At 62.3% G+C, this 20,427-nt stretch carries 22 protein-coding genes; 13 read left to right on the top strand and 9 right to left on the bottom strand.

The window, feature by feature from the left end:
- Nucleotides 1-86 precede the first annotated feature (86 nt).
- Genes PQQ95_RS26985 through mdcH form a run of 6 tightly spaced genes read left to right on the top strand, consistent with a single transcriptional unit; the run spans nt 87 to nt 4,683 of the window.
- The gene (locus tag PQQ95_RS26985) at nt 87-1,052 is read left to right on the top strand and encodes a triphosphoribosyl-dephospho-CoA synthase (RefSeq protein WP_408443140.1); all 966 of its coding nucleotides are present in this window, start codon (nt 87-89) and stop codon (nt 1,050-1,052) included.
- On the top strand, nt 1,040-1,354 hold the full coding sequence (locus PQQ95_RS26980; protein WP_171927925.1) for a malonate decarboxylase subunit delta: 315 nt from the start codon (nt 1,040-1,042) through the stop codon (nt 1,352-1,354). Before PQQ95_RS26985 ends, PQQ95_RS26980 begins: the two co-directional genes overlap by 13 nt.
- Nucleotides 1,351-2,235, top strand: coding sequence for a biotin-independent malonate decarboxylase subunit beta (locus PQQ95_RS26975; protein WP_408442866.1), 885 nt, complete (start codon nt 1,351-1,353; stop codon nt 2,233-2,235). Before PQQ95_RS26980 ends, PQQ95_RS26975 begins: the two co-directional genes overlap by 4 nt.
- Nucleotides 2,232-3,047: a biotin-independent malonate decarboxylase subunit gamma gene (mdcE, locus tag PQQ95_RS26970; RefSeq protein ID WP_408442863.1), complete on the top strand. Its 816-nt coding sequence runs from the start codon at nt 2,232-2,234 to the stop codon at nt 3,045-3,047. The genes PQQ95_RS26975 and mdcE overlap by 4 nt, the downstream gene beginning before the upstream one ends.
- Nucleotides 3,047-3,739, top strand: a complete 693-nt coding sequence (locus PQQ95_RS26965) for a malonate decarboxylase holo-ACP synthase (RefSeq protein WP_408442860.1) — start codon at nt 3,047-3,049, stop codon at nt 3,737-3,739. Before mdcE ends, PQQ95_RS26965 begins: the two co-directional genes overlap by 1 nt.
- A complete protein-coding gene (gene mdcH, locus PQQ95_RS26960; protein ID WP_408442857.1) occupies nt 3,739-4,683 on the top strand; it encodes a malonate decarboxylase subunit epsilon in 945 nt (314 codons plus the stop codon). Before PQQ95_RS26965 ends, mdcH begins: the two co-directional genes overlap by 1 nt.
- Nucleotides 4,684-4,733: 50 nt before the next feature.
- Here mdcH and PQQ95_RS26955 read toward each other — a convergent pair whose 3' ends face one another.
- From PQQ95_RS26955 to PQQ95_RS26945, 3 genes are all read right to left on the bottom strand, one after another.
- Nucleotides 4,734-5,054 (bottom strand): type II toxin-antitoxin system PemK/MazF family toxin, encoded by a 321-nt coding sequence (locus PQQ95_RS26955; RefSeq protein ID WP_408442854.1) that lies wholly within the window; start codon nt 5,052-5,054, stop codon nt 4,734-4,736.
- On the bottom strand, nt 5,048-5,296 hold the full coding sequence (locus tag PQQ95_RS26950) for an AbrB/MazE/SpoVT family DNA-binding domain-containing protein (protein WP_408442851.1): 249 nt from the start codon (nt 5,294-5,296) through the stop codon (nt 5,048-5,050). The genes PQQ95_RS26955 and PQQ95_RS26950 overlap by 7 nt, the downstream gene beginning before the upstream one ends.
- A 122-nt stretch (nt 5,297-5,418) precedes the next feature.
- Nucleotides 5,419-6,357 carry a LysR family transcriptional regulator gene (locus PQQ95_RS26945; protein WP_408442848.1) on the bottom strand — a complete coding sequence of 313 codons (939 nt, stop codon included), beginning with the start codon at nt 6,355-6,357 and terminating at the stop codon, nt 5,419-5,421.
- 174 nt (nt 6,358-6,531) lie between these two features.
- Between PQQ95_RS26945 and PQQ95_RS26940 the strand changes: the two genes are divergently transcribed.
- Nucleotides 6,532-7,311 carry a putative hydro-lyase gene (locus PQQ95_RS26940; RefSeq protein WP_408442846.1) on the top strand — a complete coding sequence of 260 codons (780 nt, stop codon included), beginning with the start codon at nt 6,532-6,534 and terminating at the stop codon, nt 7,309-7,311.
- Nucleotides 7,312-7,387: 76 nt separating this feature from the next.
- Nucleotides 7,388-8,689 carry an MFS transporter gene (locus tag PQQ95_RS26935; protein WP_408442843.1) on the top strand — a complete coding sequence of 434 codons (1,302 nt, stop codon included), beginning with the start codon at nt 7,388-7,390 and terminating at the stop codon, nt 8,687-8,689.
- A 167-nt stretch (nt 8,690-8,856) separates the two neighbouring features.
- Here the strand turns inward: PQQ95_RS26935 and PQQ95_RS26930 are convergent, their stop codons facing one another.
- Entirely contained in the window at nt 8,857-9,444 is a 588-nt protein-coding gene (locus PQQ95_RS26930; protein ID WP_408443137.1) for an alpha-ketoglutarate-dependent dioxygenase AlkB family protein, read from the bottom strand.
- Nucleotides 9,445-9,599: 155 nt separating this feature from the next.
- Between PQQ95_RS26930 and PQQ95_RS26925 the strand changes: the two genes are divergently transcribed.
- Nucleotides 9,600-10,184, top strand: a complete 585-nt coding sequence (locus tag PQQ95_RS26925; RefSeq protein ID WP_408442840.1) for a malonic semialdehyde reductase — start codon at nt 9,600-9,602, stop codon at nt 10,182-10,184.
- Between the two features lie 23 nt (nt 10,185-10,207).
- Here PQQ95_RS26925 and PQQ95_RS26920 read toward each other — a convergent pair whose 3' ends face one another.
- A complete protein-coding gene (locus PQQ95_RS26920; protein ID WP_408442838.1) occupies nt 10,208-10,537 on the bottom strand; it encodes a hypothetical protein in 330 nt (109 codons plus the stop codon).
- 440 nt (nt 10,538-10,977) lie between these two features.
- Here PQQ95_RS26920 and PQQ95_RS26915 point away from each other — a divergent pair, with 440 nt between their 5' ends.
- Nucleotides 10,978-12,141 carry a metallophosphoesterase gene (locus PQQ95_RS26915; RefSeq protein ID WP_408442835.1) on the top strand — a complete coding sequence of 388 codons (1,164 nt, stop codon included), beginning with the start codon at nt 10,978-10,980 and terminating at the stop codon, nt 12,139-12,141.
- 141 nt (nt 12,142-12,282) lie between these two features.
- Here PQQ95_RS26915 and PQQ95_RS26910 read toward each other — a convergent pair whose 3' ends face one another.
- On the bottom strand, nt 12,283-12,807 hold the full coding sequence (locus PQQ95_RS26910; protein WP_408443135.1) for a hypothetical protein: 525 nt from the start codon (nt 12,805-12,807) through the stop codon (nt 12,283-12,285).
- Nucleotides 12,808-13,485: 678 nt separating this feature from the next.
- Between PQQ95_RS26910 and PQQ95_RS26905 the strand changes: the two genes are divergently transcribed.
- Nucleotides 13,486-14,193, top strand: coding sequence for an MgtC/SapB family protein (locus PQQ95_RS26905; RefSeq protein ID WP_408442832.1), 708 nt, complete (start codon nt 13,486-13,488; stop codon nt 14,191-14,193).
- Between the two features lie 162 nt (nt 14,194-14,355).
- Complete coding sequence (locus tag PQQ95_RS26900) at nt 14,356-14,610, top strand: GlsB/YeaQ/YmgE family stress response membrane protein (protein WP_028197420.1); 255 nt, start codon at nt 14,356-14,358, stop codon at nt 14,608-14,610.
- Between the two features lie 74 nt (nt 14,611-14,684).
- Here PQQ95_RS26900 and scpC read toward each other — a convergent pair whose 3' ends face one another.
- The 3 genes from scpC to PQQ95_RS26885 all read right to left on the bottom strand — a co-directional run bounded on the left by scpC (nt 14,685) and on the right by PQQ95_RS26885 (nt 18,942).
- Complete coding sequence (gene scpC / locus PQQ95_RS26895) at nt 14,685-16,199, bottom strand: succinyl-CoA:acetate CoA-transferase ScpC (RefSeq protein ID WP_408442830.1); 1,515 nt, start codon at nt 16,197-16,199, stop codon at nt 14,685-14,687.
- Nucleotides 16,200-16,391: 192 nt separating this feature from the next.
- On the bottom strand, nt 16,392-16,607 hold the full coding sequence (locus PQQ95_RS26890; protein WP_408442828.1) for a hypothetical protein: 216 nt from the start codon (nt 16,605-16,607) through the stop codon (nt 16,392-16,394).
- 169 nt (nt 16,608-16,776) lie between these two features.
- The gene (locus tag PQQ95_RS26885; RefSeq protein ID WP_408442825.1) at nt 16,777-18,942 is read right to left on the bottom strand and encodes an FUSC family protein; all 2,166 of its coding nucleotides are present in this window, start codon (nt 18,940-18,942) and stop codon (nt 16,777-16,779) included.
- 199 nt (nt 18,943-19,141) lie between these two features.
- On the opposite strand from PQQ95_RS26885, the gene PQQ95_RS26880 reads away from it, so the two are divergent.
- Nucleotides 19,142-20,143 carry a LysR family transcriptional regulator gene (locus tag PQQ95_RS26880; protein WP_408442822.1) on the top strand — a complete coding sequence of 334 codons (1,002 nt, stop codon included), beginning with the start codon at nt 19,142-19,144 and terminating at the stop codon, nt 20,141-20,143.
- Nucleotides 20,144-20,427: the final 284 nt, after the last annotated feature.

Genomic DNA, 20,427 nt, shown 5'->3' with positions numbered 1-20,427 from the left:
AAGCGAAGACGGAACTCGCGTCCCGAACTGCCGCCATGACTGGGCGAGAAACGGGCACGGTCAGGTCCATGGCTTATGCCGAAGCGATGGCCGAGGTCGACGTGCTTCGGCGCATCGCACCAGCACGCCAGCACGCCACGGTTTCGCGCGCAGCAGGCACAGTAGAAAGGCCAGCGGTCAGGCTACGGCCCGCGCCGACCGATGCCCAGCTCGCGCGCTTCGCAGTGTCCGCTCTCATCGAAGAAGCGCAACTCACACCGAAACCCGCGCTGGTCGACCGGCGCGGCAGCGGTGCGCATCGCGACCTCGATCTCGCCACCATGCTGCGCTCGGCACATGCGCTGGAACCGACCTTCGCGGCGCTCGCCCGCGCGGCTCGCCGCCGCGGCGAGCCATCCGCGCTTTTGCGTGCTGAACTCGCGCAAATCGGCCGCGCCGGCGAGCAGGACATGTTGCATGCCACCGGCGGCAGCAACGCGCATCGCGGCGCGATCTGGATCGTCGGCCTGCTGGTGGCGGGCGCTTCGATGACCGGCGACGCTGCGCCTCCGAGTGCTTCGCGCGTTGGCACGCTCGCGGCGCAAATCGCCTGCTTCCCGGATCGCTTCGCCGCCCCCGCCGACAGTCACGGCGAACGCGCGCGGCAGCGCTATCAGGTAGGTGGCGCGCGCCGTGAAGCGCAAGACGGTTTCCCGCATGTGGTCGCAATCGGCTTGCCCGCTTTACTCGCGGCGCGAGGCCGAGGAATCGACGAAAACGCCGCGCGCATCGACACCCTGCTCTCGATCATGGTTTCGCTCGACGACACCTGCCTGCTCCATCGCGCAGGGTTGCCGGGTTTGCACGCGGCGCAACACGGCGCGCGCCGCGTGCTGCAAGCCGGCGGCAGCTCGACGCCGGATGGGCACACAGCCCTCGTCGCGCTCGAAAGCGAACTGCTGTCGCTCAACGCATCGCCTGGTGGCGCAGCCGATCTGCTCGCCGCCACCCTCTTTCTCGATATGCTGGCGCATCACGACGCCGGTGGGAGCTCAGCCTCATGGAACATCTGACCTTCGACTATCCGGCGCAACGCGCCGTCACCACCCGCGCGCATGTCGGCGTGGTCGGTTCGGGCGATCTGGAAGTCCTGCTGTCGCCAGCTGAAAACAGCGCGGCCCTGAGTGCGCATGTGGTCGTGCGGACCAGCGTCGACGGCTACAGCCACATCTGGAAGAGCGTGCTCGACCGCTTCTTCACGCGCTACGACGGCGCGGCGCAAATCGAAATCAACGACTTCGGCGCGACACCCGGCGTCGTGGCGCTGCGGCTCGCGGAGGCCATTGAAGCGGCGGAACAGGGAGACGCCGCATGACGACTGTCGCCACTACACGTGCCGCGCCAATGCTGCGCGAAAGTTTTATCGAACTGTCCGCGCGCGAACGCGCCCGCTCGCTGCTCGACGCCGGCACGTTCCGCGAACTGCTCGGACCGTTCGACAAAATCGAGTCGCCGTGGCTGCCGCTACAAGGCGTCGTCTGCCAGGCGGATGACGGCTGCGTGATCGCGCGCGGCACCATCGACGGCGAGCCGGCCGTGGTCGCCGCAATCGAGTCCGCGTTCCAGGGCGGCAGCATCGGCGAAGTATCGGGCAGCAAGATCGCCGCCGCGCTCGACATGGCCTTGCGCGACTGCGAACGCGGCAAGATCGTCCGCCCTGTCGTGTTGTTCGAAACCGGCGGTGTCAGACTCCAGGAAGCCAATCTCGGTCTCGCGGTGATCGCGGAGATTCAGGCCGCGATCGTGGCGTTGCGCCGGCATGTGCCGGTGGTCGGCGTAATCGCGGGGATGGTGGGCTGCTTCGGCGGCATGTCGCTGGCGGCAGCCTTGTGCTCGTATCTCGTCGTGACGAAACAGGGACGGCTCGGCATGAACGGCCCCGAAGTAATCGAACAGGAAGCCGGTATCGAAGAACTCGATGCAAGCGACCGGCGCCGGGTGTGGCAGTTGATCGGCGGCGAACAACGGGCGGCGACCGCGCTCGCCGATCAACTGGTCGACGACGATGCGGACGCGGTGCGCGCCGCCGTGCGTTCGGCATTCACTCAGGGGCTGCCGGCTGCGCATCGCAGCGAGCAGGTCGACACTTTCCTTAACCGGCTCGCACGGATCGACCCAGCCAGCGTCACGCCGGAAACGATGCGTGACGTGTACAACCCACATGCGCAGAACAACGCGCGCAAGGAGCACGCATGAGCGATACCACCCTCAGCCGCGGCGCGCGCTGGTTCCATGCACTCGCAGGCACCCCGTCCGGTCAAGCGCCCGTGTGGAGCGGCGATGCGTCGCTCGGCGGCGAAACCGCACATTTCATTTCGGTCGTCCCCGATCCCGACAATCGCTTTCCCCGCGCGACCGACAACGTCGTGGGCCTCGAACAAGGCTGGCTGCTCGCACGCGCGGTGCGCGAGGTCATCGCGCAGGACGAAGCGAGCGAGACGCGCCGCCCGATCGTCGCGATCGTCGATGTGAAAAGCCAGGCGTATGGTTATCGCGAAGAGATGCTCGGCATTCACCTCGCCTGCGCCGCTGCGGTCGATGCGTATGCATCGGCGCGCGACGCCGGGCATCCTGTGATCGCGCTGATCGTCGGACCCGCCATGTCGGGCGCGTTCCTCGCGCACGGCTATCAGGCCAACCGAATCGTCGCACTCGACGCGCCGGGCACGATGGTCCATGCAATGGGCAAGGAAGCAGCCGCACGCGTTACGCGGCGCACCGTCGAAGCACTCGACGCGCTCGGCGAAACCATTGTGCCGATGTCCTATTCGATGACGTCGTTCGCCAAACTCGGCCTGCTCGATCAGTTGATCGAAGGCGTCGACGCCGATGCACCCGATGCCGCGCAAATCGAGCGCGTGCGCCAGGTCTTGACCGACCAGATTCGCAGCGCGCGCGCCGGCGGCCGCGGTCTGTCGCATCGGCTGGAATCGGCTGCGGCTCAAAAGAATCGCGCGGCGTCGATCGAAGTGCGGCGGCGTCTCGCCGAACAATGGGATGCCGTGTAATGCAGGTCTGCGCAGCGCCACCGTTCGCAGCCAGTCACGCGTTGTCGTGCGATGCGCGCTGGCGGCCGCATGATCTGCTGCGCTTGCACCGCTTGTCACAGTTTGACGGCGAACCGGCGTGGGTGCGGGCGTCTTTCGCGCGCGCGCCGTATGCGGTCGTAAGACGCGCGCTGGCCGCCGACGGCTTCGTCGCGATCGGCTTGCGCGGGACAGAACGGTCGCAGCGTTATGGCACATGGGTGCATCGGGACGATATTGAAATCGCCGTGCCGCCGGAAGCGCTAGCGCGACGCAGCCCGCTTGCGGAGCGCAATGCGTTGCCGGCTTTCGCGGCCCTTGCCGCACTACAACGCGACACGGCCGGCGCATTGGCTGGATTCGTTTGGGGACCCACCGGCAGCGTGGGCTTCGAACTGGCCACTCAAACTCCCACGGTCACGTTCTCCAGCGATCTCGATCTGCTGATCCGCGTGCCGGAAGAACTATCGCGCCACATGGCGATTCAGTTGTTGGACTATCTTCAAGCAACCGCGCAACCCGCCAGCATTCGTGTGGATGCGCAACTGGAAACGCCCGCAGGCGGCGTTGCGCTGGCCGAGTGGGCAGCGAATAAACCACGCGCGATGGTACGCCATGCTCGCGGCCCGCAGCTGGTTACCGATCCGTGGGCGCACGCTCACGACAATGCCTGATGCTTGCCCTTCTGTTTCCCGGCCAAGGTGCGCAGTCGGACGGATTTCTGCACCGTCTGCCGCAACATCCCGCCGTGACCGGCACACTCGAAGAAGCGTCTCAGGTACTCGACATCGATGTGCTCACACTCGACACGCCAGACGCCCTGCGCTCAACCGTCGCCGTTCAGATTGGCTTGACAGTCGCCGGCGTGGCGATCACGCGAGCACTGGCAGCGGAACAACTCATGCCGGCGATCAGCGCGGGTTTGTCGGTGGGCGCGTATGCAGCAGCGGTCAGTTGCGGCGCAGTTCACTTTGACGACGCGTTAAAGATGGTGCGCAAGCGCGCCGAATTGATGGAAACGGCGTACCCGTCCGGCTACGGTCTCGCGGCCGTGTCGGGTTTGACTGAACACCAACTGGAAACACTGGCCGCGCAGCAAACGGATGCGGATGCGGGCAATCAACGTGTTTATGTTGGCAATGTGAATGCGCCGCGTCAGATCGTCATGGCGGGAGCGAACGGCGCGCTGGACACGTTCATTGAACGCGCTCTGGCGGCAGGTGCACGCAAAGCCGTCCGGCTTGCGGTCAGCGTGCCGTCACATTGCGAACTGCTCGCGCATGCTACGGACGAGCTGATTGCGTACGCACACGACGTTCCTTTTCACACGCCGCAAAGCATCTATATCGGCAATCGCGGCGGCCGCCCCTTGTACACAGCTGACGCCATTCGCGGCGATCTCGCGACCAATATGCGCTACACCGTACGCTGGTTCGACGCGCTCACCGTCATGCAGGAAATGGGCGCCCGTGTGCTGATCGAAGCGCCACCCGGGCAGGTGTTGACAGACATTACGCGCGAGAACTTTCCGGATACCACCTCGCTTGCCGCGAGCAGCTTCTCGTTCGACAAGCTGGTCGCTACCGCCCGCCGGCGCCTCGGGATGGATGGGCTTTAGAGCACAGCTACACGGCTAGACGGCCACTCGGCCAACGCACACACCGCCGCTCATTCGACAAAGATTTCCTGCAACGTAGACAACGCATTCGATAGCGCCGTATCCGACACCGCGCCGGCTCGCTTCACGAGCCGCGTCTTGTCTACCGTACGAATCTGGTCGAGGAGGATCAACCCTTTCTTGCGCAAGAACGTAAGCGGAACACGAAAAGGTGCCGCGCGACCGGTCGTGGTCATGGGCGCGACAATCACGGTCCGCAGGTGATCATGCAACTCTGCCGGCGACACCACCACGCAAGGACGCGTTTTCTGAATCTCGCTGCCGACGGCGGGATCCAACGCCACCAGCCAGACGTCGCCGCGCGCTACCACTCGAACCCCGCGTCATCGGCATTGGGGAACTCGCCCATCACGAGACCATCGTCTTTGGACGCCGCCAACGAACGGCTAGCCTCCGCCCACCCCGTACGCGCTTTTTTCTGCGGCCGCCGTATCACCAGCGCGTTTCCTTCCACTTGCATATCCACTTCGTCCTCCAGCCCCAGTTGGGTCAAGATCGGTTTCGGAATCAGTACACCATGGGAATTACCCATTCTGCGGATGGTCGTTTTCATGGCTGCACCTGAACTGGAATCGTAAGCGGCTGGGCGTCAAAAGTAAACACAATGTTATTACAGTGTAGCACGGCAAACGGCATAAGACGAATGACGTATCTGGGTATGGCTGGTGACAGTCTTTACCGCCTCTCGATCAACTGCCGTCCCATCGCCTTCGCATACTGATCACACGCGCTGCGTGCGACGCGTGAAGCCGCCAGCACGCCGACGTCGGCGTCGTCGCGGTAGATCATCGCAACGTCGATCGGCGGCGGCAGCGGACGCACCTGTAATTGCCCCAGTTCGCCGCTGCTCAGAAAAGGCTCGACGAACAGCGCCGGCACCGCCGCGATCCCATAGCCATCACGCAACAGCTTGACGATCACCGCGACCGACGGCATGCAGGTCACCTGAGTATCCGCGAGCGGCACACCGGCGCGCTTGGCAAGCATCTCCACGATCGCCTCCACCGCGATTTGCGGCGCGGTGCCACGACCGAACGTCAGCACGGGTTTCTGCAACAACGTCGGCACATGCTTCGGGCGGCTCGCCGGAATCAGATCGCTGCGCGCGATCCAGCGCACCGGATAGCTCGCCAGCAAGGTCGAAACGATCGACGCGTCCTGCTCGCCGGGTTCCTCCACCTGAATGACCAGATCCAGTTCGCCGGCACGCAAGCGGGGCCCAAGCACGGCGCTCGAGTCGACGGTCAGATCGACGACGATGCGGTTGTACTCGACGTTCAGCATCCGGATGTAATCCGGCAGCCAGCTATGCACCACCGTTTCGATGACGCCGAGCCGCAGCCGCTTCGTCACCAGGGTTTCGTCCTGTGCGGCCAGTTGCAGCGAGCGTGTGGCCTGCACGACTGAACGCGCATACGCGAGCAGCCGTTCGCCATGCTCCGTGAGCTGGAATTCGGCGGCGTCGCGCTCGATCAACTCGACGCCCAACTCGGCTTCAAGCGTTTTGATGCGTAGCGAAATCGCGGCGGGCGTGGCGTGCATTGCAGCGGCGGTTGCGCGAAAACTGCCTAGACGGGCAAGCGTCAGAAACGTTTCGACAAAACGGGTATTCATTGCATGAGTTCTCCCAACAGCGCCCCGAAAGACTCGATCATCGCCGCAAAACCGCCGACTTCGCTGTTAAGTTTAATTTAACGAAACGCAAGAATAACTCGCTGGATGGATATTTTTGGCGTTACTAATCTGGTCTCCATCAGTCACCCGGACCTAGCTGGAGTCAAGCCGTTCATGTCCTACACGCCATCCGAATTTCGTCAGCAGATTCGCAGCCGCCGTTTGTCCGGGCCGACTGCGGGCTACTGCGGCGACTATGCGCAAGCCAATCTCGCCATCCTGCCCAGCCAATACGCCGACGACTTCCTGCGCTTCTGCACGCTCAATCCGAAGGCTTGCCCGCTGCTCGGCATCGGCGAGCCGGGTGAATGGCGCGTCCCGTCGCTCGGCGCCGATCTCGACATACGCAACGACGTGCCCGCGTTTTACGTGTACCGCCACGGTGAACGTGCCGAGGAGGTGCGCAGTCTCGACGAACTGTGGCGCGACGATCTGGTGGTGTTCGCGATCGGCTGCTCGTTTTCGTTCGAAGAAATGTTGCGGCGCGAGGGCATTCCGCTGCGCCATATCGAACAGCAGGTCAACGTACCGATGTATCGCACGCGGGAACGCAACGTGGCCACCGGCGTGTTCGGCGGCCACCGTGTGGTCTCGATGCGGCCGATGAAAGCCGCCGACGCAATCCGCGCCATCCAGATCACGAGCCGTTTTCCCGCGGTACATGGCGCGCCGGTTCATATCGGCGATCCCGCGCTGATCGGCATTCGCGACATCACGCGGCCCGATTTCGGCGATGCAGTCGAGGTGCGTAGCGACGAGTTACCGGTGTTCTGGGCCTGTGGCGTCACGCCTCAGGCCGCGATAGAAAGCGCGCGCTTGCCGTTCGCAATCGCGCACAAACCGGGACACATGCTCGTTACCGACATTCCCAACACCACGCTGGCGATTCTCTAGTTGCGGCGTTATTTGAGTTGTCCCACCACAAGCCGCGCGATCAGACGCGGCCACTGACTACGACCGGAGCCCAGGTATGAAAACCGAAGCGCAATTGACCGCGGACACCGAGCGCTACAGCGCGCCCGGCACAGGCAAAAACCCGTTTGCGTGGTATCAGCAGATCTCCACCAGCGAGAAGCGTGCGTTCTGGAGCTGCAAGATCGGCTACGTGCTCGACGCAATGGACACGCAATTCCTGAGTTTCGTGATTCCGACGCTGATCGCGACATGGGGCATCACGCGGGGCGACGCCGGTCTCATCGGGACGGTCACGCTGCTGAGTTCGGCGCTGGGCGGCTGGGCAGCCGGTGTGCTGTCGGATCGCATCGGCCGGGTAAAGACCTTGCAAATCACGATTCTCTGGTTCGCGGTTTTCACGCTGGCTTGCGCGCTGGCGCAGAATTTTTCGCAATTGCTATGGGCGCGTGGACTGATGGGACTCGGCTTCGGCGGTGAGTGGACAGCGGGCGCGGTACTGATCGGCGAAGTCATTCGTCCGCGCGACCGCGGCAAAGCCGTGGGCCTCGTGCAGGCCGGCTGGGCGATCGGCTGGGGCGTGTCGACCTTGCTGTTCATGGCCGTGTTTTCATTCGTACCCGCCGATTACGCGTGGCGCGTGCTGTTCGCGATCGGCATTGCGCCGGCGCCGTTCGTGATCTGGATCCGCCGCTTCGTTGAGGAGCCAGCGGTGCATCGGCAGCAGAAAGAAGCGCAAACCGCGGCACGAACGCATCCTTCGTTGCTCGACATTTTCCGCGGCGATATCGTCTGGACGACGCTGCGCGCGTCGATTCTCGCAACCGGCGTGCAAGGCGGCTACTACGCGGTCACCACCTGGCTGCCGACGTATCTGAAGACCGAGCGGCATCTGAGCGTAATCGGCACCGGCAGCTACCTGAGCGTGGTGATCGTCGGTTCGTACTGCGGCTATCTGACGGGGGCATACGTCAGCGACAAGGTTGGCCGCAAGCGCGCGTTCATCGCGTTCGCGCTCGCCTCATGTGCGATCGCACTGGTCTACACGCAACTGCCGCTGGATAACCTCACGATGCTCGTGCTCGGTTTTCCGCTCGGCTTCTGCGCGTCCGGCATTTTCTCCGGGATGGGCGCATTCCTCACCGAGCTGTTTCCGACCCGCATTCGCGGCTCCGGCCAGGGATTCTGCTACAACTTCGGGCGGGCAGTCGGCGCGACGTTTCCGTTCCTGATCGGCTATGTCTCGCAGACCATGACACTCGGTCACGCGATCGGTGTATTCGCCGCGGCGGCTTACGGTATCGTGATCCTCGCCGCGTTGACATTGCCGGAAACCAAAGGACGTGAACTCGACGCTTAAGCCGCACAACTGCGCTATAACGCCTGCTCGGGTACGCGTCCGATCACATGGGAATCGGACACCGCTGCTGCGTCGCCTCGAAGGTGCTCACAACCTGGATCATTCTTCTAGCGATCGGCCCAGCCGGTGACCGCCACCGCGGTCCCCTTCGATTAAGTCTGCACCGATCACCGGCCCGTCACCCAGCGAAACGTCAGGTTGATCCGCTCTCCGGCCACACGCGGCTCCTTCGGGACGCGATGCCGCCAGTCGGCCTGCGTGTTGCCCTTCATCACCAGCAAGCTGCCGCCTCTCAGCGAAAATGACTGCACGACGCCCGTCCTGTTGTGCCGCAAGTCGAAAGTGCGTGCGACACCCAGGCTGACCGACGCAATCACCGGCCGAGCGCCAAGCTCGGGCTCGCGGTCCGCGTGCCACCCCATGCTGTCGGCGCCGCTGCGGTAGCGGTTGATCAGCACGCTGTTAAAGCGCGTGTGGCAGGCTGCTTCCGCGGCGACCCGCAGGTCGGCGACGGTCGGGGTCCACGGCTGCGGCACGTTGCGAATGCCGGAGTAGACGTAGACCGCGTCCGGCTCGCCCTGCCAGGCAGTCAGCCTCGGCAGCGGCACACGGCCGGCAGGCGTGCCCATCATGTCCTGGCGCCATTCCACTTCGCCGATGAGTTGCGTCAAAGCGTGCGCCGCGGCCTCGGGTGTGAGCCACTCGGGATACCAGTCCACGTCCGGTGCGGGAAGGTCATCGAAAAGGTCCGCCATGAAATTACCTGAATGCGTTTGCGCGTGCGATACGTGTGCGATATGCGCGCGAGTGAGAACCCTGGCTATTATGGCGGCAACGACGACGACGTTCTCGCCCGTGGCTTGCGCTGTCATCCAGTTTTCTCACTCTGCTATTTCAACGGACTACCACCATGACTCTTTCCGATCAGGCACTCGATCAGCTCTTTCGCGAAGCGCGCACACATAACGGCTGGCAGGCCAAACCGGTCGACGACGCCGTGCTCAAGCAACTCACCGAACTCGTGCTGCTCGGCCCGACCTCGGCCAATTCGAGCCCCGGCCGCTTCGTCTACGTGAAAACGCCCGAGGGCAAGGAGAAACTGCGTCCGGCCTTGTCAGCGGGCAATCTCGAGAAGACGATGGCAGCGCCGGTCACGGTGATTGTCGGGATGGATATGGCGTTTTACGAGCATCTGCCGAAACTGTTTCCGCATGCCGACGCGCGCAGCTGGTTCGCCGGCAACGATAAGGCAATCGCGGATACGGCTTTTCGCAACTCGACGCTGCAAGGCGGCTATCTGATTCTCGCGGCCCGCGCGCTTGGCCTGGATACAGGCGCGATGTCGGGCTTCGACGCCGCCAAGGTCGACGAGGCCTTCTTCGCCGGCACGACGGTGAAGTCGAACTTCCTCATCAATCTCGGCTACGGCGACCCGGCGAAGCTGTTCCCGCGCAGCCCGCGCTTCTCTTTCGACGAAGCCGCACAGATCGTCTGACAGGCTTTAGGCCGACGGTGTAGTTATCTGAAGAGCGCCACGTAGAACACCACCGCGCCGATCACTGCACCGATAAAGCAGAAACCCTCATCGGCGTCGTCGCCACTGGAACGCAACCACGCGCCGACGACGCCGAACAGGCCCGCGATGCCCAGCGCAACGCATACCATCACGACGTCGAATAGCGCGTTTTTGCCCAGTTCGGAGAAGTCGATGTCGCGCACGCCGAAGTACAAGGCGAGCGCCATCAGCGATATGCCCACCAGCGGCAGCATGACGTGGCTGCCCTCCCGTCCGACGTGATGCCCATGAAGTACGTGGCGTACGTGATTGCCTGATCCAAGCAGTTTCATGATGCGTCTCCTGCCTCGCCATCTACCGACGACAAACGAACCACCAGTGGGCCGCGGTGGCCCAAAGGCAAACGGGTTCTATTTGAGAATAGTCTACCCCGAATGCAATTCAAAGCCCATTTAATTAGGGTGCCGCAGCAGTTCAGGCCGGCGGTATGCGTCAGCGGAATTGCTGCAATGCGATATCCGGCCGCCGCGTTAAATACGGATGTGGCCGACCGCACTTGTGAGAACCCGCCCAGATTGAACGCACCGGCGGTAAAACCGCGAGGTCGATGACTGCCCAATCGTCGCGCGTGGCCAGCAAATCTGAAGCCGTCGGCAAGGGGTGGCACATGTCGGTAGAATGATCCGGCTCGTCCGCTATTGCACGGTCGCAATTGGCGAGCCGCCGCCGTTGCTCCGCACGTGCCGGCCCCTTCCCGCCTCTACCTTTCTCTATGCGCCGCTCATCGTTTCTTGTTCGCATCATCCTGATTGGCATCCTGCTGCATATCTACGTCGGCTTTCGTCTGATTCCCGACATGCCGGTCAGCGCCACCGGCCGGTGGCTGTGCGCGTTGTGGCTGGTGGTGTCGATCTTTCTGATACCGCTCGGCATGCTGGCGCGCACCATCCAGCAACAACCGCTCAGCGATCGCCTCGCATGGATTGGCCTGCTGGCGATGGGCTTCTTCTCGTCGCTACTGGTTCTGACGTTCGCGCGTGACCTGGCGCTCGCCTCGCTGCTCACCGTCGATGCAATCTGGCCGAACACCATTGCAATCGCGCACTGGCGCATCGGCTCGGCAGCAGCGGTACCACTGCTTGCGCTGCTCTCGACACTCGTCGGCCTGTTCAATGCACGGCGCCGCGCCAAGGTGGTGACGATCGAGGTGCCGATCGACGATTTGCCGGCAGCGCTCAACGGCTTCACGATCGTACAGATCAGTGATATCCACGTCGGCCCGACCATCAAAGGCCGTTACGTGGATGCGATCGTCGACGCGGTGAATCGTCTGAAGCCGGATTTGATTGCCGTCACCGGCGACGTAGTGGACGGCAGCGTGCCGCAGTTGACCAGACACACGCAACCCCTGTCGCGGCTCAGTGCGCGTCACGGCGCGTTCCTCGTGACCGGTAATCACGAGTATTACGCCGGCGCGAACGCCTGGATCGACGAATTCCGGCGCCTCGGGTTGAACGTTCTGCTCAACGAGCATGTGATCGTGGAGCACGACGGGGCGCGCGCCGTAATTGCCGGGGTGACTGATTACTCAGCGGGCCATCATGACCCCTTGCATCGCAGCGACCCGGTTGCGGCCCTCGCCGGTGCGCCTGGCGACGTGCTGATCAAAGTGCTGCTCGCGCACCAGCCGCGCTCCGCCGAGGCGGCGGCGGCCGCAGGTTTCACGCTGCAGCTATCCGGGCATACGCACGGCGGGCAGTTCTTTCCGTGGAATTTCTTTGTGCGTTTTCAGCAGCCGTTCACGGCCGGTCTCGCACGACTGAACGGCTTGTGGGTTTACACCAGTCGCGGCACGGGCTATTGGGGGCCGCCGAAGCGCCTGGGCGCCCCCTCGGAGATCACGCGATTGCGCCTCGTGCCTGGCGAACCCGACTGAAGCGTCGAATCAGGGTGCGAGGTATCGGTTCGGCGGCGTCACAGGGGTTGGGATAGGGATTGGGATTGCGCGAAAAAAACGCGGACGTCTGCAAAGAACATCCGCGCTTCGGCACTCCGGCACCGCTCCAGCTAATCCGGGTTACTGCGCGGGCGCCACGGCCACTCTGACCTGCGGTGCGTACGCCACCGACACTTGCATGCCCGGCGTCACGCCCGCGACCTTTGCCGGCTCGCGACCCTGGATATGAAACACCGCGCCATTCGGGCCCTTCAACGCCATGATGCCGGACGCGTGGTCGATGGACTGAACTTCGGCGGTCACGTTCTGCACCGTGTTCTGCTGTACCGGCTGAGCAGCCCTGCCGACGCCGTCGGCACCACGCGTAACGCTGATCATGGCGTTGCGCATCATCCGGATGTGGACCTTGCCACCCTGCCTGATCTGCGCGAGGTTGCTCGCATCAGTGATGTCGAACGAAGCTTCACCGCCCTGTGAGTCGAGCACAGTCACCGAATGTTTAAGCTGGTCGACCGACTTCACGACACCATCGGCCTGCAGCGTGCTGCTGCCTTCAAACGGCGCGGGCAAACCGGCGGCGAACGACACGAGCGGAACAGCTGCAATCAATGCACCGGCAATGATGCCAAGAGCCTTATCTTTCATACATTCCTCAATTGGGTGAACAGCGTAAAGAGACGACGTGGTGTGGATCGGACGCGCTGGGAATAGCGCGAGGACAACCGAAAATTTCTGCGCGAATCCGTGAGAAATGACACGCGGACTGAGGACACGCGGACTGAGCGCCAAAACCGCACGACGTATGTCGAAGTGTGCAAACAGTGTGTTTTCCGGGATGGGTACCGTCAATATTCGGAGTCCGTATTTATGTCGGGAAAACGCTGGAGTTGGCATGGAAAATTCCGCAATCATCGGAAAACGCATTCAGCCGCCCGGCTTCATTGCGGCTTGACTTAATTTTGCAGAGCTGCCTAAAATTCGGCCAGTTCATTTAACCGGAATCACGATCTTGGACAGTAGCAGTAGGACCAGTCGAGCTTCGATTCGCCCGATCGCCTGATCGGCAAGATTTCCGCGCCAGCTTTTGCCTGTCGCCGTCTTGCCTTCGGGCCCGACGGTGCACGTCGTTTTATACCCTCGTACTGCCAGTGAAGCACCGCATGGCTCAATGCCAGGCCGTTGCTCCACGACTTTTAGCGCGCGAGCCTTGGGTTCGCTTGCCTCGTCACGCCTGACTGCGGCCACGTTCCCCACTGCGGAAACGTGCGGCTGTCATGCGTAGGGTTCACACTGTGCGGACACACGCCTCAAGCTTTCTTACCGATGACAATTGAATTCGTCTTGCGGCTCTTCGCCGCCTTCAGTTGCGGCGTCGCAATCGGCCTCGAACGGCAGATGCGTCAGCGCAGCGCCGGACTGCGCACCATTACGCTGGTCGCCAGCGGCGCGTGCCTGTTCGTCACGCTCGGCGTGCTGACGGGCACCGGCACCGCCGGCATCACGCAGATCGCCGCGTATGTCGTCTCCGGCGTCGGCTTTCTCGGCGGCGGTGTGATCATGCGCGACAAGGGTTCCATTCAGGGGATCAACACCGCCGCGACCTTATGGTGCTCAGCAGCAGTCGGCGTATTGTGCGGTGCGGGCCATTACGGCCCTGCGATCGCCGGCACCGCGGTCGTGCTGCTGACCAATACCGTGCTGCGTGAAGTGAGCCGTATGATCAACGCGACGCCTGTTTCGAACGCGGACCTTGTGCGTGAATATGTGCTGACGATCGTATGCCGGGAGGCTGACGAGATTCACATTCGGACCGCGGTGTCCAACTCGATGTATTCGACGCCGTTGTCGTTCCAGAGCCTGACAAGCGAAGACGTCGACGACGATACGGGACGCATTCGCGTTACGGCAACATTAAGGCTGCATCCGAAAGACCAGCCGAAGCTCGAACAGATGGCGAGCCGCATCAGCATGGAAAAGAGCGTATCGAGCGTCAGCTGGACAGCCAAAGAAGCGGAGCCGACGCCAGAGTGAGTCGCCGCGCGTAAGCTCCCCATATTCGCGCGCATCGTCTACACTTAGCTTGCAATAGATTCAGACAATGTTAATTCCGCGTCCTGAATATGGACTGTCCCATAACCTTCGACTAAGCTCTGTCACCGTGAATTTTTCACACTCAACCATGGAGTCTCGATTATGGAACACGGCATCATTGCATGGCTCATCATCGGCGCAATCGCCGGCTGGCTGGCCGGTGTGCTCGTCAAGGGCGGCGGCTTCGGCCTGATCGTCGACATCATCGTCGGGATTGTCGGCGCGTTCATCGGCGGCTGGCTTGCCGGTGTGCTGCACATTTCGCTCGGCGGCGGCTGGATCGGTTCGATCATTACCGCTGTGATCGGCGCCGTCATTCTGCTGTTTCTTATCCGGCTCGTCCGGCGCGGTACCTGAGCGTAGCAGCTGATGTCTTCCGGCGTCGGGGGCGAATGTCACCTGACGCCGGCTTTGCGCAGCGCTTAAAGAGTTTAAAGAGGCGCTTCCAATGCCGGCAACATCGAGCCGGTGTCACGCAGCCGCGTATGCCAGGTGAAAGCCTGGTCCAACCGATGCGGCGTTTGCCCACCCCATTGCAAGGCATCCCGATAGTAGTCGCGCAGCAGATCGCGATAGAGCGGATGCACGCAATTCTCGATGATCAGCGTAGCGCGCTCTCGCGGCGCCAGCCCGCGCAGATCGGCCAGGCCCTGCTCCGTCACGACCACGTCCACATCGTGTTCATTGTGATCGCAGTGCGGCACTATCGGCACGACGCTCGAAATGCGGCCTCCCTTCGCCATCGACTTCGTCGCAAAGATCGCGCATGACGCATTGCGCGCAAAATCACCCGAGCCGCCGATGCCGTTCATCATGTGCGTGCCGCCCACATGCGTCGAATTGACATTGCCGTAAATGTCGAACTCCAATGCGGTATTCAACGCAATCAGACCGAGCCGGCGAATCACTTCAGGATGGTTGCTGACCTCCTGCGGACGCAGCACCAGGCGATCGCGATAACGCTCGAGTTCGCCGAACGCTTGCGCCTGACGCGCGGCCGACAGCGTGATCGACGCACCCGAGGCGAACGTCACCTTGCCGGCGTCCATCAGATCGAAGGTCGAATCCTGCAACACTTCCGAGTAGATTTCGAAGGCGTCGAAGGGCGAATCGACAAAGCCGGCCAGCACCGCATTGGCAATCGTGCCGATGCCCGCCTGCAACGGCGGCAAGTGGCGAGGCATACGCCCGCACGATACTTCGTGCTGGAAAAACTCAATCAGATGGCCGGCGATCAGTTCGGTTTCGGCATCCGCGGGCAGCACCGTGGACGGGCTGTCCGCCTTATCGGTGATCACGATCGCCGCGATCTTGTCGAGCGGGATCTCGATGGCCCGCGAGCCGACACGGTCTTGCGGACGCACGATCGGCAGCGGTTCGCGATTCGGCCGGCGTCCTGGAATCCAGATGTCATGCAGCCCTTCGAGGGCGAGCGGCTGGGCAAGATTGATTTCGACAATGACCTTGTCGGCGAGAATCGCGAAGCTGGCCGAGTTGCCGACTGACGTGGTGGGCACAATGCCACCGGTTTCAGTGATCGCGGCAGCTTCGATAATGGCGATGTCGAGTTTGCCGAGCTGATTGGCGCGCAGCATCTCGACGGTCTCGGACAGATGCTGATCGACGAACATCACTTCGCCGCGATTGATCGCATCACGCAAGGTCTTGTCGACCTGAAACGGCAAGCGCCGCGCCAACACATGCGCCTCGGTGAGCATGCGATCCACGTCATGACCAAGCGATGCGCCGGTCATCAGCGTGATTTGCAGCGGCTTACCTTCCTGCCGGACTCGCTCGGCGAGTGCGACAGGGACAGCTTTGGCGTCGCCCGCACGCGTAAAGCCGCTGGCGCCGACGCGCATGCCATCCTGAATCAGAAGCGCTGCCTCGGCGGCAGAGGTGATTTTTCCGCGCAACGCGGAGCAACGAATCCGGTCTTGATACATGAAACTGAGTCTCTCCATAGTCACTAATCGAGTCTACCGGTGCGCACGTCTGCGGTGTGCTTCGCTCAGTAGCCGGCCTGTCGCACCAGCCGCGGCGTCTTGATGAGACGGCGTCGCGGCCAGGTGTTTCGTCGCGTTCAACATTCCCGCGACAGGTCTTGCAGATGCTGCTGGTGTTGCGCGTGGCGCTGCTTAGCTGCCGAAATAGATATTGCAGAAGCTCACTGGCCCGACGCACTCTTCAGCTCGTGCCTTCGGCACCACCACGCGGTTTTGCGTGGCGACGCTGTTGGCGCGCGGTGTATTCGCCTGCGCGACCTGTTGTTCCGGGGCAGCCGGCTCCGTCTGCGCATGAGCGACAGCAACGGACAAAGAGCAGGCAATCAGGGCAATCTTCAACACATTCATTTCGTTCTCCAGTACTTACGGTCCGCCTCGCAGGAAGTCCCCTTGGGGGATTGCGTGGCAGTGGTGAAACTATATGACTGCCACCTACACAGATAAACGGCGCTGGACGGAAGTGATCTTTCCATCTGGCAGAAGGATCGACGCGCACGCCCGACCCAATGCGCATGGGTCAATGCGCATTGAAAGGCGCGTCCTTGTCCAGCAACGCCGTGCGGATGAAGTGCAGGCAACTCAGGATGCGCTGGAGATCGTGTCGTTTGTCGCGGTCGGCATGGACGGTTTTGAGTACGTCCTGCGCGATCCAGGTGGCCGAGCGCACGGATACGAGCGCCCGCTCGAGCGCAAGCGGGTCCGGTCGCGCAAAGAGTCGCGCGAGGTCGTCGCAAGTCCGCGTGAGACCGCTGTTCCAGTGCGAATGAAGGACTTGCACGTAGCCGGCACATGCCGCTTCATTGCGCAGATCGATCACGGCGTGCCCTATCTCAAGAGTAACGAGCATCCAGCGCAGGGCATCCCGGCGGCGCCTGGAGCGCCGCGTCAGCAGCATGCGCAACTGCGAGGCCAGATCGTGTGTACTCGACTGGAAACGTTGGTTGAGCCCGGGCAGTTCGTCCCTGCACGCAGACACAACTTGCGCGCGCAGATCACCCTTGATTCGCTCGGCGAGCCACGGCATATCCGCGGGAAAAATCACTGCGAAAGCAAGCGCCGCGACCAGGAGCGCCGCGGTGATCGCTATGCCGTTGTTGATCAGGAGATCGGGTGCATACGTGACGACGTTGTCCGGTCCGGCGAGCAGGCAAAAGAACACCGAAAAGCCGATGCCGTATCCTGCCGTGAGCTTGCGCGATGCGACGAAGGCGCCGAGTGCCAGCACCGGGGCCAGCATCGCGCAAAGCAGCGGAAAACCGTCGATGTTGGGATACACGTAGCACGTGAAAAGGTAGCCGGTCATGGTCGCCACCACCGCGCCGACTGCCATCTGCACAGCCATTTTCGATGCGTTCGGCGCGGTCGACGTCAATGCACAGACCAGCGCCGCGCCGATCACCGCCAGACCGCCACTCGGCCAGTCGGTGGCGATCCAGAACCAGCCGGCGATCGCCATGACCGCCGCCGACCTGGCAAAGGTAAACGCGACCACGAAGCCGTTCGTCTTGCTCACATAGCGGCCGGCGGTGCGCTGCCCGGCTTCCGGCTTGCGCCGCGCCAAAGACGCGTAAGTCTCGGAATAACGGATCCATTCGTCGACGAAACGATATAGCAGTTCCGCAGCTGTATCGAAGTCGGCTAGCGATTCAATGGACGCGGCTTCCAGCGGCCGTCTCGTTTCGCGCACGCGCCTTGGCAAGCTCGCCTGGAAGAGCCGCAAACCGGTGGCTACGCGCGATGCATCAGCGTTCGCTGGCTGCGTGGATGCCAGCAGTGCCGACAGCTCGCGAAAATATGGCGTGATGGCGTCGACTGTCCAACTCGGGCCGCTTACTCGCAGACGTTTGAGCAACTGATGCAGCGCGTGCAGCCGCGCGCATGCGTCCATGAACTCGCCGTTCAGACGGCCGAGATGCTGGCTGCGTGAACGCATGGCCGGATCTTCGAAGGCAGCAAATGTTCGCGTCGCTTCAAAGCCGACGATCTCGTCGACGAGGTCCGCAAAGCGCCGTTCAAATTGACCACGCTCGATTCCACGACCCAGCACGTCAGCAGCGAACGCAGTAAAATTCGTATATCGAATGTGTAGCGCGTGCCGCAATGCAAGACTGGAACGCTGCGGCACGATCAGCGCGCTCACTGCGCTTGAACACACGATACCAACCGCCACCTCCGCCGCGCGCGTGAGCGCCGCCAGAAACAGGTCGTGAGGCGCCGTGACATTCGGAATGCCGATCAGAGCGGCGGTATAACCTGCCAGCACAAAGCCGTACCATCTGAAATGCCGATACCGGACCGCTGCCGCGATACAGGCGCTCACCCAGCCGATCATGCCGAGCATGTACAACTCGGGCTGCTGGACGAACAGCGCGCCGAGCACCAGGGCCGCGACCGTACCCACTGCAGTGCCGAGAATCCGATAGAAACTCTTGGCGAGCACCATGCCACTGAATGGCTGCATCAGCACGAACACCGTGGTCATCGCGATTCGCGGCTGCTGGAGATCCAGCAACATGGCAATTCCCAGCGCCAGCAAACCCGCAGTGACCGTTTTCAGCAGATGCAGCCAGATCAGACCGTCGCTGTTCGCCCATTCGCGAACGGCCGGATTGAGCGTCGGCAACATGACGCACCACTGCCGGCGAGAATCCGCCGTCGGTTTGATCGCATGTTGGCGTTTCATCTGAAAGCAACGCGTCCCGGTTCATCGCTGAAAGAAGCACCGGCAAACGCTGCGCACACCGGCAGGCAAGGTGCCGATTGTAGGAGCGTGCGCTACACGCATTAATAGGACGGCCGCGAAACGTCCCTTCCAGAATGAACAACAATGGGCTGGCGGGACAGGCGGACAATACGGCTTCTGCCGTGAAATAGAAGGTTTGATGGATACGTTACAAAATATGCGAGTGTTCGTGCGCGTGGTTGAAGCCGGTAGTTTTACCGCCGCCGCGCAGTCGCTCAATTCGACGACGGGCGCGATGTCCCGCGCCGTCTCGGAACTCGAAGCTCATCTGCGTACGCGTTTGCTGAACCGGTCGACGCGGAGACTCGCACTCACCACCGCTGGCGAGTGTTATCTGAAGCGAGCCCAGCAGATACTTGCAGATGTCGACACAGCGGAAGAAGAAGCAAGCTGCGCTCACGAACGCCCTGCCGGCGCTCTGCGGATGCACAGCTTTGCCAGTATCGGCCAGCATTACGTGCTGCCGGCCATCTCGCGCTATCGCGCGCTTTATCCGGAAGTGAGCGTCGAACTAACGTTGTCGCAACGCATGCCCGACCTGTTCGAAGGTAGCGCCGACGTCGCGGTGATCGGGGCCTCGACTCTGCCGAATTCCGATCTCGTGTCGCTCCCGCTAGGCACAACTTTCAGCATCTTGTGTGCATCACCTGCTTACGTGCGCGCTCACGGCGCGCCACAACAGCCCAGCGATCTGGCACATCACGAATGTCTGATCTTGCACACGCCTGCATTTCCGCCCCACGAATGGGTGCTCGACGGCCCCCACGGCAGCGAAATGATGGAAGTGAACGGCCCCGTTCAAGTGAATATCGCGGAGTCGCTGATCGTGGCGATTCGCGAGGGAATGGGCATTGGTATGGTGCCGCTTTATGCTGCGATCGCCGGACTGCGTGACGGGACGTTAGTCCGCGTGTTGCCCGAATATACGCTGCAGAAGATGAACGTTTATGCGCTGTATCCGTCACGCAAGTTCATCGATGCGAAAACGCGGACGTGGGTTGAGTTTTTACGCACGCATCTGCCGAAGGTGATTGCGCGCGACGAAGCATTACTCGCGGAGGTTGGCCAGATGTATGCAGCGGGCGGCGTGGCGCCTGTTCATGCGGCTAGCATTGGGGATGGGGACGTCACTACGCACTGATGTGGATTTGAAGGTAAAACGCTAATCGCGCCCATGCGAGGCAGCGGCGCGGTTAGCAAAGTGATGGGCCATTGGTGACCGCATCAATGACGCGCCAGATAGCGGCAATGTGTTCTGGAGCTGACGGGTTACGCGAACGCGCTGCGAATCGGGAAGGAATGAGGCGCCTGTTTTTTGTGGCGGAACGGGAGCTGCACCGTTGAGGATGCTCACGGCAACGCTTGTTTCCAGAGGGGTTTCTTGCGGGCGTTTGAGGCGGTAAACGCAGAAACCCCACCTTTATG

Origin of the sequence: Paraburkholderia caffeinilytica (assembly GCF_046030355.1) — a bacterium.
Classification (GTDB): domain Bacteria; phylum Pseudomonadota; class Gammaproteobacteria; order Burkholderiales; family Burkholderiaceae; genus Paraburkholderia; species Paraburkholderia caffeinilytica_B.
Note: the sequence above shows the minus strand (reverse complement) of the source record. Positions and strands in the feature narration are given on the sequence as shown.

Bases quoted from the DNA above. Each gene is read 5' to 3' on its own strand.
- PQQ95_RS26885 (WP_408442825.1), bottom strand. From the start codon at position 18,942: ATGAAACGCCAACATGCGATCAAACCGACGGCGGATTCTCGCCGGCAG.
- PQQ95_RS26935 (WP_408442843.1), top strand. From the start codon at position 7,388: ATGAAAACCGAAGCGCAATTGACCGCGGACACCGAGCGCTACAGCGCG.
- PQQ95_RS26965 (WP_408442860.1), top strand. From the start codon at position 3,047: ATGCAGGTCTGCGCAGCGCCACCGTTCGCAGCCAGTCACGCGTTGTCG.
- PQQ95_RS26915 (WP_408442835.1), top strand. From the start codon at position 10,978: ATGCGCCGCTCATCGTTTCTTGTTCGCATCATCCTGATTGGCATCCTG.
- scpC (WP_408442830.1), bottom strand. From the start codon at position 16,199: ATGTATCAAGACCGGATTCGTTGCTCCGCGTTGCGCGGAAAAATCACC.
- PQQ95_RS26975 (WP_408442866.1), top strand. From the start codon at position 1,351: ATGACGACTGTCGCCACTACACGTGCCGCGCCAATGCTGCGCGAAAGT.
- PQQ95_RS26905 (WP_408442832.1), top strand. From the start codon at position 13,486: ATGACAATTGAATTCGTCTTGCGGCTCTTCGCCGCCTTCAGTTGCGGC.
- PQQ95_RS26900 (WP_028197420.1), top strand. From the start codon at position 14,356: ATGGAACACGGCATCATTGCATGGCTCATCATCGGCGCAATCGCCGGC.
- PQQ95_RS26925 (WP_408442840.1), top strand. From the start codon at position 9,600: ATGACTCTTTCCGATCAGGCACTCGATCAGCTCTTTCGCGAAGCGCGC.
- mdcE (WP_408442863.1), top strand. From the start codon at position 2,232: ATGAGCGATACCACCCTCAGCCGCGGCGCGCGCTGGTTCCATGCACTC.
- PQQ95_RS26945 (WP_408442848.1), bottom strand. From the start codon at position 6,357: ATGAATACCCGTTTTGTCGAAACGTTTCTGACGCTTGCCCGTCTAGGC.
- PQQ95_RS26950 (WP_408442851.1), bottom strand. From the start codon at position 5,296: ATGAAAACGACCATCCGCAGAATGGGTAATTCCCATGGTGTACTGATT.
- mdcH (WP_408442857.1), top strand. From the start codon at position 3,739: ATGCTTGCCCTTCTGTTTCCCGGCCAAGGTGCGCAGTCGGACGGATTT.
- PQQ95_RS26980 (WP_171927925.1), top strand. From the start codon at position 1,040: ATGGAACATCTGACCTTCGACTATCCGGCGCAACGCGCCGTCACCACC.
- PQQ95_RS26985 (WP_408443140.1), top strand. From the start codon at position 87: ATGGCCGAGGTCGACGTGCTTCGGCGCATCGCACCAGCACGCCAGCAC.
- PQQ95_RS26880 (WP_408442822.1), top strand. From the start codon at position 19,142: ATGGATACGTTACAAAATATGCGAGTGTTCGTGCGCGTGGTTGAAGCC.
- PQQ95_RS26940 (WP_408442846.1), top strand. From the start codon at position 6,532: ATGTCCTACACGCCATCCGAATTTCGTCAGCAGATTCGCAGCCGCCGT.
- PQQ95_RS26890 (WP_408442828.1), bottom strand. From the start codon at position 16,607: ATGAATGTGTTGAAGATTGCCCTGATTGCCTGCTCTTTGTCCGTTGCT.
- PQQ95_RS26920 (WP_408442838.1), bottom strand. From the start codon at position 10,537: ATGAAACTGCTTGGATCAGGCAATCACGTACGCCACGTACTTCATGGG.
- PQQ95_RS26930 (WP_408443137.1), bottom strand. From the start codon at position 9,444: ATGGCGGACCTTTTCGATGACCTTCCCGCACCGGACGTGGACTGGTAT.
- PQQ95_RS26910 (WP_408443135.1), bottom strand. From the start codon at position 12,807: ATGAAAGATAAGGCTCTTGGCATCATTGCCGGTGCATTGATTGCAGCT.